Source organism: Sphingopyxis microcysteis (assembly GCF_012274265.1).
In the GTDB taxonomy this organism is placed as follows: domain Bacteria; phylum Pseudomonadota; class Alphaproteobacteria; order Sphingomonadales; family Sphingomonadaceae; genus Sphingopyxis; species Sphingopyxis microcysteis.
The window spans coordinates 1456778-1471618 of the sequence record NZ_JAANYY010000002.1 but is presented as its reverse complement, the minus strand read 5'-3'; the positions used below and the strand labels follow the sequence as shown (position 1 = coordinate 1471618).

Sequence of the window (14841 nt, the reverse complement as noted above, 5' to 3'; positions counted from 1 at the left end):
CCTGATATCCCCGACTTGGTTCATATGATCGGGAGAGCAAAAATGGCGGGCGTTTCGAAGACAGGTTTTGCGACGCAGGCGATCCACGCGGGCTATGATCCGAAGGCGCATGACGGGGCGCTTTGCCCGCCGCTGCATCTCAGTTCGACTTTTGTCTTCGACACGGCGGAGGCTGGGGCCGAAATCTTTGCCGGCGAGCGGCCGGGATATTTCTACAGCCGGATTTCCAATCCGACGCTCGACCTGCTGGAGAAGCGCATGGCGCTGCTCGAGGGTGGCGAAGCCGCGGTTGCGACGGCATCGGGGATGGGCGCGATCGCGGGCGTGCTGTGGTCGTTCCTGAAACCTGGCGACGAAGTGATCGTCGACAAGACGCTTTATGGATGCACCTTTGCCTTCATGCGCCACGGTCTGGCGCGTTTCGGGGTCAAGATCACCCATGTCGATCTGACCAATGCCGACAATCTGTCCGGCCATATTTCGCCCGCCACAAAGATCGTCTATTTCGAAACGCCAGCGAACCCCAATATGCGACTGATCGACATCGCCGCGGTGTCGGCGATCGCGCGCGACCAGGGCGCGCGAACCGTGGTCGACAATACCTATGCGACCCCGGTGCTGACCCAGCCGATCATTCTGGGGGCCGATATTGTCGTCCATTCGGCGACCAAATATCTGGGTGGTCATGGCGATCTGGTCGGCGGGATCGCGGTTGGCAGTGCGCGCGATATGGCCGAGGTGCGGCTGGTCGGGATCAAGGACATGACGGGTGCGATCATGGCGCCGTTCAATGCGATGCTCGTGATGCGCGGCCTGAAAACACTGAAGCTGCGGATGGCCGAGCATTGCCGGTCGGCGATGGTGATCGCGGCCATGCTGGAGGCGCATCCGGCGGTGGCCGCGGTATACTATCCGGGACTAGCGAGCTTTGGTCAGCGTGATCTGGCGCTTCGTCAGATGGGTGGATTCGGCGGGATGATCGCGTTCGAACTCCATGGCGGTCATGCGGCGGGGGTCGCGCTGATGAACCGCCTGAACCTGATCCATCGCGCGGTGTCGCTGGGCGATGCCGAAAGCCTGATCCAGCACCCCGCGAGCATGACGCATTCGACCTATTCGCGTGAGGAACGCGCCGAATACGGCATCTCCGACGGATTGGTCCGCCTGTCGGTCGGGCTGGAGGAGGTCGAGGACATTATCGCCGACCTGACCCAGGCGCTCGAAGGCGCGGGCACCGAAGCGCCCGGCGCATCGTCAGTCGCTGAACGGGTCGCGGATCAGGATCGTGTCTTCGCGCTCGGGGCTGGTTGATACCAGCGCGATCGGGGTTTCGATCAGTTCCTGGACGCGCTGGATATATTTGATCGCCTGCGCGGGGAGGTCGGCATAGCTGCGCGCGCCCGCGGTCGATTCGTGCCAGCCGTCCATTTCCTCGTAAATCGGCTCGACCTCAGCCTGATCGGCGGCGTGGGCGGGGAAATAGTCGAGGATCTTGCCGCGCAGGCGGTATCCCGTGCAGATGCGGATCGTATCGAAGCCGTCGAGCACGTCGAGCTTGGTCAGCGCGATGCCGGTCACGCCCGACACCGCGCAGCTCTGGCGCACCAGCACCGCATCGAACCAGCCGCAACGGCGCTTGCGCCCGGTGACGGTGCCGAATTCATGCCCGCGCTCGCCGAGCCGCTGGCCGATCTCGTCCTCGAGCTCGGTCGGGAAGGGGCCGCTGCCGACGCGCGTCGTATAAGCTTTGGCGATGCCAAGCACGAAGCCAACCGCCGAGGGGCCGAGGCCCGAGCCGCTCGCCGCGGTGCCGCTGACGGTGTTCGAGCTCGTGACGAAGGGATAGGTGCCATGGTCGATGTCGAGCAGCACGCCCTGCGCGCCTTCGAACAGGATGCGTGCGCCGGCCTTGCGGACCTTTTTCAGCCGCTTCCACACCGGCTGCGCATATTCGAGCACATAGTCGGCGATTTCCTTGAGGTCGGCGATCAGACGCTCGCGGTCGATCGGCGGTTCGCCGAACCCGGCGCGCAGCGCATCGTGGTGCGCGGTGAGGCGGTCGAGCTGGGGTTCGAGTTTGTCGAGGTGCGCGAGGTCGCAGACGCGGATTGCGCGGCGGCCAACCTTGTCCTCATAGGCCGGGCCGATGCCGCGGCCGGTGGTGCCGATCTTGCCCGCGCCCGCGGCGGTTTCGCGCAGCGCGTCAAGGTCGCGATGGAAGGGCAGGATCAGCGCACAATTGTCGGCGATCGCGAAATTCTCCGCGTTGATCTCGACGCCCTGGCCGCGCAGCTTGGTAATCTCGTCGCGCAGCGCCCACGGATCGAGCACAACGCCATTGCCGATGATCGACAGCGTGCCGGTGACGATGCCGGAGGGAAGCAGCGACAGCTTGTACACCTGCTCACCGACGACGAGCGTATGACCGGCGTTATGGCCGCCCTGAAAACGCACCACGGCATCGGCGCGGCTGGCGAGCCAGTCGACGATCTTGCCCTTGCCCTCGTCGCCCCACTGCGACCCGATGACGGTAACATTTGCCATGATGCTGTCCTGCTGAACCGGACCCGAAAACGACCAGCGCGGGTCCGGCGCGGCCTTAGCGGATTTGGCCGCAGAGGCAAGCACGCTGGGATGAATTTGCGACATTTGCGCTGGACAATGGACCGGCGCCGGGGGGCGATGGAGGTGCGGATATGAGCAAGCGATACGGGATCGGCGCGGCGATGATTGCCGCTTTGGTGGCGAGCAGCATGCCTGCCAGCGATGCGCGCGAAAAGCTGCGCGAGCGGCTGCGCGAACGGATGGCCGAGCGGATGGGTGCCGAACAGGGACCGAAGGCGCCAGGTAGCGAGACGATCAGCTATGGCAGCGATCCGTTGCAGGTGCTGGACATATGGCGCGCCAAAAATGCCACGGGGCCGGCGCCGCTGATCGTCTATGTCCATGGCGGCGGGTGGAAACGCGGCAGCAAGGACAATGCCACCGGGCGGTTCAAACCCGTGCATTATCCGGAGCAGGGCTATGCCTTTGCCTCGATCAACTATCGCCTCGTTCCCGCGGCGACGGTCGAGCAGCAGGCCGCCGACGTGGCCAGTGCGGTCAGGACGTTGATCGATCGTGCCGGATCACTGGGCATCGACCGGCGGCGCATCGCTCTGATGGGGCATAGCGCGGGCGCGCATCTGGTCGCGCTGGTCGGGACCGACGAGCGCTATCTGAAGGGCGCGGGCCTGTCCTTCGCCGACATTGCAGGAGTGATCCCGAATGACGGCGCGGCCTATGACGTTCCGGCGCAGATGAAGGACGGCCCGCCCATCATGCAGGCGACGTACAAGCAGGCTTTCGGGACCGATCCGGCGCGGCAACAGGCCTTGTCGCCGACGGCACACGCCGCCGCGCCCAATGCGCGCGAATTCTTGCTGCTCTATGTCCAGCGGCCCGACGGGGTGCGGCAGGCGAAAGCCTTGGGCGATGCGCTGGTCGCGGGCGGTAGCCGGGTCGAGCACGGCAGTTTCGCGGGCGAGGGACTGAAGGGCCATGCCGAGATCAACCGCAGCCTTGGCGATCCTGCCTATCCGGCGACCGCCACCGTCGATGCATGGTTGAAGCGGGTTTTCGGGCGATAGAATTTTGCCATTGCGAGCGTAGCGAAGCGATCCAGAGCAGGATAAAGACGCGCTGGATTGCTTCGCTACGCTCGCAATGACGGCTGAAGAGTGAGGATATGCAGCTATGACGAACCCCGACGCGCCCTATCATGCGCATATCTATTACGACCCCGCCGAACGGCCAGTCGCCGCGGCGCTGCGCGACGATTTCGGCAACGATCCGGCGATCCTCTTCGTCGGCGCGATGACCGATGGCGCCGCGGGGCCGCATCCGATTGCGCAATATGAAGTGCATTTCCTGGCGCGCTCGCGCGATGACGTCGTGGCGGCGATCGAAGCGACGGGGCTGCGCGCGCTGGTGCATCCGCTGACCGACGACGATCTTGCCGACCATACGACGCTGGCGCACTGGATCGGCGAGCCGGTCGAGCTCGACGTGACCGTGCTCGATCCGCCAGGGATCAATCAGGGGGTGCCGCGGTTCGGGATTTCGGATTTCTAGGCTGGGCTTTTAGCGCCCGTTCGTATCGAGCGAAGTCGAGATACGTTGGGGCTGTCTATGCGGTCGCGTGTCTCGACTTCGCTCGACACGAACGGAATTGGGGGATGGCTCAGGCCTCGACCGGCCCATCGGCACCAAGTCGCCACCCACAGCCCAGCGCCTTGGCATCGTCCGCGTCGCACAGGGCTGCGACCGTCTGCCAGTCATCTGCGCGCAGACTGGCGGCCAGCGCCGGGTCATGGCCGAGCGGCAGGAAGATGCGGCGCTCGGCGTCGTCTTCGGCGCCAAGACCCGCGTCGATCAGCGGATCGGGGTAGAGCGAGAAGCCCACCGCCGATTCCTCCTGGTCCTCGCCGACGGGGATCGCATAGCCGCCGCCGCGACCGACCGCGTCGCCTTGGCCGGGGACGAAGATCTGGAAACCGAACCAGCTTTGATAAGCAAAGCCGTGGCGCTCGGTCGGGTCGAGCGTCAGCGTCACGCGGTCGCGGATTGGCGCGGCGATGGCTTCGAGCGCGTCGATGCGCGCGGCGAGGACGCCCGCGGTGTCGAAGGCGCGCAGGTCAGCTATCGCCTGATCGAAGGGGCCGGTGGCGCGGAGCAAGGGCAGGTAGGCGGCGGCGCCGATCCGCGTCAGCGCGCCGGCGTCCTTGGCGTCGAGTTCGTCGCGCAGCTGCTGGATATCGACCTCGACAGGAAGCGGGCCGTTCGCGAGTAGGTCGACGACGTCGGGCAGGGTGAAGTCGATCGTCACCGGGCCGATGCCCGCCGCTTCGAGCGCGTCGATCGCAACCGTGACGATCTCGCGCGCCGCTGCGACGCTGTCGCTGCCGATCAGTTCGGCGCCGACTTGCAGCATTTCGCGCGCGGGGCGGAGCTGGCTGGCGCGCAGCTTGACGACTTGCCCCGCGTAGCATAGGCGCAAAGGGCGTGGCGCCTTGGCGAGCAGCGAGGTCGCGATGCGGCCAACCTGCCGGGTGATGTCGGGGCGCAGCGCGAGGGTGCGCTGCGACACCGGGTCGGTGAAACGCAGCAGGTCGCGGGTTGCGCGCTCGTCGTCGCCGCCCAGCGTTTCTCGAAATTCGGCGAGCGGCGGCGCAACGCGGCCATAGCCGTGCGCGCGCATCGCATCGACGAGGGCACGTGTAACGCGCGAGGCGGCCTCCGCCTGTTGGGGGAGGCGGTCGCGGAGGCCTTCGGGCAGCAGGGCGGGGGCCTTGGTCATGGGGGCTCTCCTACGCGGCGAATGCCGCAAGTGAAAGCCCCTCCCCTTCAGGGGAGGGGTTGGGGTGGGGGCCATCGGCCTTGCGCAAGGCCGCTGGCCCCCACCCGCTGCGACTAGGGAGCAAGCTCCCAAGTCTCGCTGCCCTCCCCTGAAGGAGAGGGCGTTTGGTTAGTCAGAACTTCAGACCCTTCACCGTCTTCACGCCCGGAAGTTGGCAGAGCTGCCACAGCAACGGTTCGGGCATCGGCGAATCGAGGCTCAAAAGCAGCACGGCTTCGCCGCCCGCGGCGCGGCGGCCGAGGTGGAAGGTGCCGATGTTGAGGCCCGCTTCACCCAGCGTGGTGCCGATGCGGCCGATGAAGCCGGGGGCGTCCTCGTTGACGATATAGAGCATATGGCCGTCGAGGTCGGCTTCGACCTTGATGCCGAACATCTCGACAAGCCGCGGTTCGTTGTTGCCGAACAGCGTGCCCGCGACCGAGCGGTCGCCGGACTCGGTGGCGACGGTGACGCGGACAAGCGTGTGGTAATCGCCGTCGCGGTCATGGCGCACTTCGCGGACATCGAGCCCGCGTTCGCGCGCGAGGTGCGGGGCGTTGACCATGTTCACGCTGTCCGAATAGCGGCGCATCAGGCCGGTCAGCACCGCGGCGGTGATCGGCTTGAGGTTCAGCTCGGCGGCGGCGCCCTCGACCTCGACCGAGATCGTCGTGAGGTTGTCGTGCGCGAGCTGGCCGACGAGGCTGCCGAGTTTTTCGGCTAGGCTCATATAGGGGCGCAGCTTCGGGGCTTCCTCGGCCGACAGGCTCGGCACGTTGAGCGCGTTGGTGATGCCGCCGGTGAGGAGATAGTCCGACAGCTGCTCGGCCACTTGAATGGCGACATTGACCTGCGCCTCGTCGGTCGAGGCGCCGAGGTGCGGGGTGCAGATGAAGTTCGGGGCGCCGAACAGCGGATGATCGGCGGCGGGCGGCTCGGTCTGGAACACGTCGAGCGCGGCGCCCGCGACATGACCCGATTCGAGCGCCTCCTTCAGCGCCGCTTCGTCGATCAGCCCGCCGCGCGCGCAATTGATGATCCGCACACCCTTTTTGGCCTTGGCGATATTCTCCTTCGACAGGATATTGCGCGTCTGGTCGGTGAGCGGGGTGTGCAGCGTGATGAAGTCGGCCTTGGCGAGCAGGGTGTCGAGATCGGCCTTTTCGACGCCAAGCTCGATCGCGCGCTCGGGGGTCAGGAAGGGGTCGAAGGCGACGACCTTCATGCGCAGGCCGATCGCGCGCTCGGCGACGATGCTGCCGATGTTGCCGCAACCGATCAGGCCGAGCGTCTTCGAGGTCAGCTCGACGCCCATGAAATCATTCTTCGGCCATTTGCCCGCCTGCGTTCCCGCGTTGGCTTCGGGGATCTGGCGGGCGAGTGCGAACATCATCGCGATCGCATGTTCGGCGGTGGTGATGCTGTTGCCAAAGGGCGTGTTCATCACGATGACGCCCTTTTTCGATGCCTCCGGAATGTCGACGTTGTCGACGCCGATGCCGGCGCGGCCGACGACCTTGAGGTTCGTGGCGGCGGCGAGGACGTCGGCGGTGACCTTGGTGGCCGAGCGGATGGCGAGGCCGTCATAGGCGCCGATCATCGCGATCAGCTCGTCCTTAGTCTTGCCGGTGATGACGTCGACGTCGATGCCGCGTTCCTTGAAGATCGCGGCGGCTTTGGGGTCCATTTTGTCGCTGATGAGGACTTTGGGTGCGGTCATTGGAATAGCTTTCAAAAACTCCGTTCGTCCTGAGCTTGTCGAAGGACAGTATTTCTGTTGGACGTCGGAAGAATAAGAACGGCCCTTCGACAAGCTCAGGGCGAACGGAAGAAGGGAAGCGTCAGGCCGAAAGGCTGGCGTAGGCCCAGTCGAGCCACGGGCCGAGTGCTTCGATGTCGGCGGTGTCGACGGTCGCGCCGCACCAGATGCGGAGGCCCGGGGGTGCGTCGCGATAACCCGCGATGTCATAGGCCGCGCCTTCGGCTTCGAGCAGCCCGGCGAACTTCTTGATGAAGGCTTCGTCGGCGCCCGCGACCGACAGGCAGACCGAGGTCTTCGAGCGGCTGGCGGGGTCGGCGGCGAGGTGGCTGAGCCAGTCGCGATCGGCGACGATCTTGTCGAGCGCCGCGGCGTTCGCATCGCTGCGCGCTTTCAGGCCGTCGAGACCGCCCAGCGACTTCGCCCATTCGAGTGCGAAGATCGCGTCTTCGACCGCGAGCATCGACGGGGTGTTGATCGTCTCGCCCTTGAACACGCCCTCGGCGAGTGCGCCCTTGCTGACGAGGCGGAACACCTTTGGCAGCGGCCAGGCGGGAGTATGATTTTCGAGGCGTTCGACCGCGCGCGGGCCGAGGATCAGCACGCCATGGCCGCCTTCGCCGCCGAGCACTTTCTGCCAGCTGAAGGTCGCGACATCGATCTTGTCCCACGGCAGGTCGTAGGCGAACACGGCCGAGGTCGAGTCGGCGAAGGACAGCCCTTCGCGATCAGCCGGGATCCAGTCACCGTTCGGCACGCGGACGCCGCTGGTTGTGCCGTTCCAGGTGAAGAGGACGTCGTTCGACCAGTCGACCTGGGTCAGATCGGGGAGCTGGCCGTAATCGGCACGAATGACGGTCGGGTCGAGCTTGAGCTGCTTGGCGGCATCGGTGACCCAGCCCTCGCCGAAGCTCTCCCAAGCGAGCGTCGTGACAGGGCGGGCGCCGAGCATCGTCCACATCGCCATTTCAAAGGCGCCGGTGTCCGATCCCGGAACGATGCCGATGCGGTGCGTATCGGGCAGCTGCAGCATCTCACGCATCAGGTCGATGCAGTACTGCAGGCGCGTCTTGCCGATCTTGGCGCGGTGCGAGCGGCCCAACGATTCGGTAGCGATTTTGGAGGCGTCCCAGCCCGGCGGCTTTGCGCAGGGGCCAGAAGAAAAATAGGGGCGCGTCGGGCGCACCTGTGGCGTCGTCACTTCACTCATTATAGTCTCTCCTTGCAGAGAGCTCGCGCGGCGTTGGGACCGCGTGGCCCGGCGCCGCGTTTAGGGTTCGCCACGCAACTGTCAAACAAATTGCGCGGGCCGCGCGAAATATCCGGTGAGCCGAAGCAAAACTAAAGAGCTTGTTAACCATCTTGTCGGTATTTTGACGGTCATGCGGATCCCGACCGTCTTGCAGCCCCGAACGCTGATCGCCGCCACCGCAGCGCTGGCATTGTCCGCCTGTTTCGGCAGCCCCGAGGTGATGAAGCGCGGCGATCCGAAACGCCCCACCGCGAGCGCGCCGAAGCGGCCGCAGATTGCGCCGACGCCGTCGTTCACAAGCGCCGAAGCGCAGCAATGCGCGTTCGACCTGAAACAGGCGGGGGTGCGCTTTACGCCGCTACCCAACCAGGATCATGGCGGCGGATGCAGCTCGATCGATTCGGTGAAGCTTCTCGACATCGGCACCCCGACGACCAACCTTGGCGCGATGACCTGTCCGCTGGCGAAAAATTTCGCCGCTTGGGCGCAGCATGCGGTGAAGCCTGCGGCGCGGAAATATTTCGGGCAGGAGGTGGTGAAGATCGAGACCTTTGGCACCTATAGCTGCCGCAACATCTATGGCGGCCGCTCGGGCCGCTTGTCGCAGCACGCCTATTCGAACGCGATCGATGTGTCGGGCTTTGTGCTGGCCGACGGACGGCGGATCATGCTGGACGGCGGGTGGAAGGGCGACAAGGTTTCGCAGGATTTCCTGCGTGCGCTCCACAAATCCGGCTGTCGGCGCTTTGGAACCGTGCTGGGGCCGGATTACAACGCCGCGCACTATAATCATTTCCATTTCGACATGAGCGGCAACGGTTATTGCCGTTAACTGAGCTGGCGCACCTCATTAGATCGTCATCCCGGCGAAGGCCGGGATCTCGCCAGTGCGTCAAGATTTGACGTTGAGATCCCGGCCTTCGCCGGGATGACGAAATAGTAAGAGCCCCTAAGGGGCGCCGCTCAAATCGTCCCCGTCTTGGCAAAGTCACGCCGAACGGCTAGCCGCTGTTCAATGGCAGAAGATAAACAACCCCATCGTTCGCGTTTCCACAAAGCCAAGGACGACGCGCAGTTCGCCAAGCAGGCGACCACCACCCCGCAGACCGCGAGCGCGGCGTACAAGCTGGCGTTTCAGGACACCGACTTTCTGCTGCGCGAAGATTTGCGCCCGGTTCGGTTCCAGCTCGAACTGCTCAAGCCCGAACTGCTGCTCGACGAGGCAAAGATCGAATCGATGCTGGTCATCTATGGCTCGGCGCGCATTCCCGAGCCTGCGGATGCCGACGCGCTCGAAGCGGCGGCGACCGACGATGTCCAGCGCAACATTGCGCGGCGGCTGAAGGCCAAGGCGAAATATTATGAAGAAGCGCGCAAGCTGGCGCGCCTTGCGAGCCAGGTGCCGCCGGATGAACATGGCTGTCGCCACTTCGTCGTGTGCTCGGGCGGCGGGCCGTCGATCATGGAAGCGGCGAATCGCGGCGCGGACGACGTCGGCAAGGAATCGGTGGGGCTCAATATCGTGCTACCGCACGAACAGGCACCGAACCGCTATGTCACCCCGTCGCTGAGTTTCCAGTTCCACTATTTCGCGCTGCGCAAGATGCACTTCCTGCTGCGCGCGCGCGCAGTGTGTGTGTTTCCGGGCGGTTTCGGCACCTTTGACGAGATGTTCGAGCTGCTGACGCTGATCCAGACCGGCAAGATCAAGCCGATCCCGATCGTGCTGTTCGGCAAGGAATTCTGGGAGCGCGTCGTCAATTTCGAGGCGCTGGTCGAGGAGGGTGTGGTGAGTGCGCGCGACCTGGGGCTGTTCAAATTTGTCGAGACCGCCGACGAGGCGTGGCAAATCGTCCAGGATTTTTACGCGAATATCGAGGAGCAGGGGTGATGCCTTTTTGATCCTCCCTGTCGCGCAGCGATGGGGAGGGGGACCGGCGCCGCAGGCGACGGTGGAGGGGCGACGACGGTAGCGCCATTGCCCCTCCGTCAGCGGCTACGCCGCTGCCACCTCCCCATGGCTTCGCCACAAGGAGGATCAACTATTTCGACTGCGCTTCCAGATACAGGATCAGCGCCTTGCGATCCGCAGCGTCGATCACCCCGGCAAACGCCATGCGGGTGCCCGGAACCGCCTTCATCGGCGCTTCGAGATAGGCATCGAGCGCGGCTTCGTCCCAGACGCCGCCCTTGGCCTTCATCGCGCCGGAATAGGAAAAGTCGGGCTTTGCCGCGACCGCTGCGCCGACGACGCCGTGCAAATTGGGGCCGATCCCGTTGCGGCCGCCCTTGTCCACGGTATGACACGCCACGCAGCGTTTGAAGACCTGCTCGCCCATCGCCGCGGTTGGCGCGACGGCAGCCGCAGGGGGAGCGGCGGCTTCGTCCGCGGCGACATCGGCGGGGGGAGAGTCGGCCTTGCCGCAGCCGGCCAGCGCTAAAGCGCCCGCCAGCAGGACGGGCGCGAGCCGCATTATTTCTTGGCTTCGGCCGGAGCGGGGGTTGCCGCGGCGGCATCAGCCGCGGGAGCGGCAGCGGCACCTTCGGCCGCCGGGGCAGCCGCTTCGCCTTCGGCCGGGGCGGCGCCTTCGGCGGGTGCGGCGGCTTCGGGGGCGGGCAGCGGCAGGTTCGAACCCTGGCTGTTCATGTAAACGATCAGGTTGGCGCGATCTTCGGCGCTGCTGAGGCCCGCGAACGACATCTTGGTTCCCGGCGCATATTTGCGCGGGCTGGCGAGCCAGGCGTCCATGCCTTCGAAATCCCAGTTGCCCGGAACCGACTTCAGCGCGTCCGAATAGGCGAAGCCTGCGACGTGGCCGTGCGGCTTGCCGAGGGCGCCCCACAGATTCGGACCGATGCCGTTGGCGCCGCCCGAGGCAATCGTGTGGCACGCGGCGCATTTCGCGAACACCGCTTCGCCCTTCACCGGATCGGCGGCGGCGAGCAGGTTGGCGATCGGCACGGCCGCGGCGCCACCGGCGCCCGCTTCGGCATCTTCGATCGGGAAACCGGGCTTTTCCGGGTTGTGACCGGCGAACAACATGCTCGACCCGATGGTCAGGCCCAGCGCGCAAATGCCGGCGAACAGCACCCAGCCAGCGATAGTGTTGTTGCGATTGTCCATGCTCTTTGAGCCCCGTTTGCTGGCGCCCGCTTGCCGGACGCATATCTGATTTGGACGCTCCCTTACTGGCGCGGCGACGGCGGCGCAAGGGGAGGAATCGGGGATCGCGACCAGATGCGCCGGTTGCGCGCATGCGGCTTGGCGGCTATGCGCCGCGGCTCCACTCTGGGAAGGCAGTCATGGGCAGTTATTCGGCTTCCGCGCAGCATCTGGTCGACAAAATGCGGGCGGTTGCGCTTGCCGATCCCGCACGCGGGCTGGCGTTTCAGGGCGCGCCGGGAGCCAACAGCGATCTGGCCGCGCGCGAATATGATCCGAACGCGTTGCCGCTCCCCTGCTACGCCTTTCAGGATGCGATCGACGCGGTGCGGGACGGCAGGGTCGATCGCGCGATCATCCCGATTGAAAACAGCCTGCATGGGCGCGTTGCCGACATTCATTTCCTGCTCCCCGAATCCGGGCTGTCGATCGTCGGCGAGCATTTCCTGCCGATCCGCTATGGTCTGATGAGCCGCGATCTGGGCCCGGTGACGCGCGCAATGAGCCATGAGCAGGCGCTGGGCCAGTGCCGCCACTGGCTGCGCGCCAACAATATCGCGCCGGTTGCGCATAGCGACACCGCGGGCGCCGCGGCGTGGGTCGCCGACAGCGACGAGGTCGGGCTGGCCGCGCTGGCACCGCCGCACGCGGCGGAACTGTACGGGTTGACGCTGCACGGCACCGGGATGGAGGATGCTGACCATAATATGACGCGCTTCGTCGTGCTGGCGCGCGAACCGCTCGCCGATCTTGCGGCGATCGAGGGGCCGGTGATGACCACCTTCATGTTCGAGGTGAGGAATATCCCGGCGGCGCTGTACAAGGCGCTCGGCGGATTTGCGACCAACGGGGTCAACATGACCAAGCTGGAAAGCTATCAGACCGGTGGCAGCTTTGCCGCGACGCAATTTTACGCCGACATCGTCGGGGCGCCGGGGGACGAACGTGTCGATCGTGCGCTCGAGGAACTGGATTTCCAGACCAAGTCGCTGCGCCTGCTCGGTACGTACGCGCAGGCGCGCCTGCGGCCCTAAAATTTGCGAAAGTCGTTGCCGCTTGGAATGAACCGTAGCCCTGAGCCTGTCGAAGGGCGCTTCACCGAGAAGCGCCCTTCGACAGGCTCAGGGCTACGGTGATTGGAGATTTCAGCACCACGCCACAGGCATTATCCGCCGCGGCGGCGGAGCATTCGGGCGGTCGCCGACGTCTGAACGATGAACAGCGTCACCAGGATGCTCGACACAACCAACGCGAACAGGTCGAACGCCGAGAAATTGGTGCCGCCGATGTCGGCGCCGCCAACCACCGGCATCAGCGCGGTCATCGCCATCAGCATCAAGCGCAATTCGGTCGGTCCACCCGCCATATAGGACAGGCGAAACTCGCCGACGACCTTGGCGGCGATGAAGGTGTGGATCGACAGCAGGAAGTAACCGATCACCGCCATCAGCGCGACGTCGAAACGCATATAGGGGCTCATCCCGATCGCGCTGACCATCAGCAGGGTTGCGAGCGCATCGACGCTATGGTCGACAAAATAGCCATAGTTCGGCCGCTCGATCTGGCGCCAGCGCGCCAGGCTGCCGTCGAGCGAATCGCCGAACCAGTTGACGACATAGCCCGCGAGGCACAGGCCCAGCCATTCGTCGTCGATCCAGCTGAGCATATAGCCCGCGGCGACCATGACGGCGCCGAAGAAGCCCAAAACGGTAAGCTTGTCGGGGGTGACCCACTGCGGCAGGCGGGGGCATATCCAGTTGAGCAGGCGGCGTTCGCCGCGCGCGAGGATATTCTGCTGAATACGGACTGGCGCCTGCGCGACGGGCTGGAACTTGCTCATGGAAATCCTTTGAAGCTGGCTGTCATATTATCGCCAGCCAAATGTCATAGGATCGTCATAGAGCGAAAGTTGCGGGTCGTAAAGGGGTGGGGCGACGCGCCAGCTTACCGGGACGCCGGTTTGCCGATTGCCTCGAAATGTGTCGCCGCTTCCGCGCCGCGTGTCGTGACAAGATAGTCGAAGCCGAGCAACAGGAAGCGCGAGAAGGCGGGGAGATCGCGCAATTTCTTTCCCTGCAAATTGTGGCGCAGCGGCGCGATCGGGATCAGGACGTGACCGTCGGCGGGAATGGCGTCGTGCGCTATTCCGGCTGCATCGAGGATCGGAGCGATCGCCTCGTCGCGATAGGCAGTAACGTCGGTGAAGCGTTCGGGCGACGGCTTCACCTGCCGGACCATGCCCGCAGTCGGGACATAGGCGATATGCAGCGACGTGCGTCCATTGGTCGCGGCCATGCCCGGGAGCAGCGATCCGATGTCGTAGATCGAGGTCGGCGTCGTCCCGCGGCCCATATGATAGGCGCCCATCTTGAACAGCACCCGCGGTGCCGGCACCGCCGCGTTGCGGTAGGCGGTGAGGAAGTAATCCTGCATCAGAGCCTGTCGTTCTTCATTATTCTGAAGATATTGGCCGCTGTTGTTCAGGCCATAGATGCGCGCACTTTCGGCGAGCGCGTCGATGATCGCCGCCGCTTCGGCATCGCCCGCGAATGCCTTTCGCAGCGCGGCGAAATCGGCCGGTGCGGCGGTCGACATCATGATGGCGCCGAAGTTTCCGGTGTTGAGCGCGGCGCGGTCCTGTTCCAGCCACGCCGCGAGGCGCGCGCGTACCGCCTCGTCCTTCGTTCGCGCCACGAGCGTTTCGAGCAGGATCGACGGCGCGCCGATAAATTCCTGATCGATCCCCCACAATCGCCCGGACCGCGCAAAGGGCGCGGCGAGCGAGGCGTCTTCGCGGTTGGAAAGGAACGGCATCGCCCACGGCCGTCCAGCAAAGGCGTCGGCCAGCGAATCCACGCCGCCGGTTTCGATCCGGGCGCCGATCCACGCGGCGCTGTGCGGTCCGACCTCGACCGCATGATAAAGCGGCCCGGCGTTCTGCGTTTCGGCGATTGCCGCGGCGTCATGCGCGAGCGCCTCGGCCAGTTTCGGGGCGCCCGCAAGGCCATGGTCTTCGCCCAGCGCGACGAACTGCGCAGCCGTGAGCGCGTCGCGCAAGCGATCGCCGCCGGGCCCCGACAGGCCGTCAGGGGAAAACCCCACCGGCAGGATTTCGACCTTTTCGCCAACCGGCGGCGGTGCGGTGGTTTGAGCTCCAGCCGGGGTTGCGAGCGCGATGAACGCAAGGGCGATGAAACCGTTCAGCTTCCAGCTTAGCATGATGCACGCTCCTCTGTTGTCACTGTATTATATAAACAGTACAGTTGAGCGCAAGGCGTTGTTTGGCGATC

General features: G+C 65.2%; 14 protein-coding genes. 6 read left to right on the top strand and 8 right to left on the bottom strand.

Annotated elements, in window-relative coordinates:
- Positions 1 to 42: 42 nt before the first annotated feature.
- Positions 43 to 1311, top strand: a complete 1269-nt coding sequence (locus G9408_RS07030) for a methionine gamma-lyase (RefSeq protein WP_168453259.1) — start codon at positions 43 to 45, stop codon at positions 1309 to 1311.
- Here G9408_RS07030 and G9408_RS07025 read toward each other — a convergent pair.
- Positions 1255 to 2544, bottom strand: coding sequence for an adenylosuccinate synthase (locus G9408_RS07025; protein WP_168453258.1), 1290 nt, complete (start codon positions 2542 to 2544; stop codon positions 1255 to 1257). The two genes, G9408_RS07030 and G9408_RS07025, sit on opposite strands and share 57 nt — an antisense overlap.
- 152 nt (positions 2545 to 2696) lie before the next feature.
- Between G9408_RS07025 and G9408_RS07020 the strand changes: the two genes are divergently transcribed.
- Together G9408_RS07020 and G9408_RS07015 are read left to right on the top strand one after the other, a co-directional pair.
- Positions 2697 to 3629, top strand: coding sequence for an alpha/beta hydrolase (locus tag G9408_RS07020; RefSeq protein WP_168453257.1), 933 nt, complete (start codon positions 2697 to 2699; stop codon positions 3627 to 3629).
- A 106-nt stretch (positions 3630 to 3735) separates the two neighbouring features.
- The gene (locus G9408_RS07015) at positions 3736 to 4113 is read left to right on the top strand and encodes a DOPA 4,5-dioxygenase family protein (RefSeq protein WP_168453256.1); all 378 of its coding nucleotides are present in this window, start codon (positions 3736 to 3738) and stop codon (positions 4111 to 4113) included.
- 109 nt (positions 4114 to 4222) lie between these two features.
- Here the strand turns inward: G9408_RS07015 and G9408_RS07010 are convergent, their stop codons facing one another.
- The 3 genes from G9408_RS07010 to G9408_RS07000 all read right to left on the bottom strand — a co-directional run bounded on the left by G9408_RS07010 (position 4223) and on the right by G9408_RS07000 (position 8346).
- Positions 4223 to 5338 carry an ATP phosphoribosyltransferase regulatory subunit gene (locus G9408_RS07010; RefSeq protein WP_168453255.1) on the bottom strand — a complete coding sequence of 372 codons (1116 nt, stop codon included), beginning with the start codon at positions 5336 to 5338 and terminating at the stop codon, positions 4223 to 4225.
- A 172-nt stretch (positions 5339 to 5510) separates the two neighbouring features.
- The gene (serA, locus tag G9408_RS07005; protein WP_168453254.1) at positions 5511 to 7097 is read right to left on the bottom strand and encodes a phosphoglycerate dehydrogenase; all 1587 of its coding nucleotides are present in this window, start codon (positions 7095 to 7097) and stop codon (positions 5511 to 5513) included.
- 121 nt (positions 7098 to 7218) lie between these two features.
- Positions 7219 to 8346 (bottom strand): phosphoserine transaminase, encoded by a 1128-nt coding sequence (locus G9408_RS07000; RefSeq protein ID WP_168453253.1) that lies wholly within the window; start codon positions 8344 to 8346, stop codon positions 7219 to 7221.
- Positions 8347 to 8518: 172 nt separating this feature from the next.
- Between G9408_RS07000 and G9408_RS06995 the strand changes: the two genes are divergently transcribed.
- A complete protein-coding gene (locus G9408_RS06995; RefSeq protein WP_168453252.1) occupies positions 8519 to 9220 on the top strand; it encodes an extensin family protein in 702 nt (233 codons plus the stop codon).
- A gap of 183 nt (positions 9221 to 9403) precedes the next feature.
- Positions 9404 to 10279 (top strand): LOG family protein, encoded by an 876-nt coding sequence (locus G9408_RS06990; RefSeq protein WP_168453251.1) that lies wholly within the window; start codon positions 9404 to 9406, stop codon positions 10277 to 10279.
- Positions 10280 to 10430: 151 nt separating this feature from the next.
- Here the strand turns inward: G9408_RS06990 and G9408_RS06985 are convergent, their stop codons facing one another.
- Together G9408_RS06985 and G9408_RS06980 are read right to left on the bottom strand one after the other, a co-directional pair.
- A complete protein-coding gene (locus tag G9408_RS06985) occupies positions 10431 to 10862 on the bottom strand; it encodes a c-type cytochrome (protein WP_168453250.1) in 432 nt (143 codons plus the stop codon).
- Positions 10862 to 11512 carry a c-type cytochrome gene (locus G9408_RS06980; protein WP_120215618.1) on the bottom strand — a complete coding sequence of 217 codons (651 nt, stop codon included), beginning with the start codon at positions 11510 to 11512 and terminating at the stop codon, positions 10862 to 10864. Before G9408_RS06980 ends, G9408_RS06985 begins: the two co-directional genes overlap by 1 nt.
- Before the next feature lie 179 nt (positions 11513 to 11691).
- Here G9408_RS06980 and G9408_RS06975 point away from each other — a divergent pair, with 179 nt between their 5' ends.
- Positions 11692 to 12585, top strand: a complete 894-nt coding sequence (locus G9408_RS06975) for a prephenate dehydratase (RefSeq protein ID WP_168453249.1) — start codon at positions 11692 to 11694, stop codon at positions 12583 to 12585.
- A 131-nt stretch (positions 12586 to 12716) separates the two neighbouring features.
- Here G9408_RS06975 and G9408_RS06970 read toward each other — a convergent pair whose 3' ends face one another.
- Positions 12717 to 13391 (bottom strand): CDP-alcohol phosphatidyltransferase family protein, encoded by a 675-nt coding sequence (locus G9408_RS06970; RefSeq protein WP_120215620.1) that lies wholly within the window; start codon positions 13389 to 13391, stop codon positions 12717 to 12719.
- A gap of 104 nt (positions 13392 to 13495) precedes the next feature.
- Positions 13496 to 14770, bottom strand: coding sequence for a hypothetical protein (locus G9408_RS06965; protein WP_168453248.1), 1275 nt, complete (start codon positions 14768 to 14770; stop codon positions 13496 to 13498).
- Positions 14771 to 14841 lie beyond the last annotated feature (71 nt).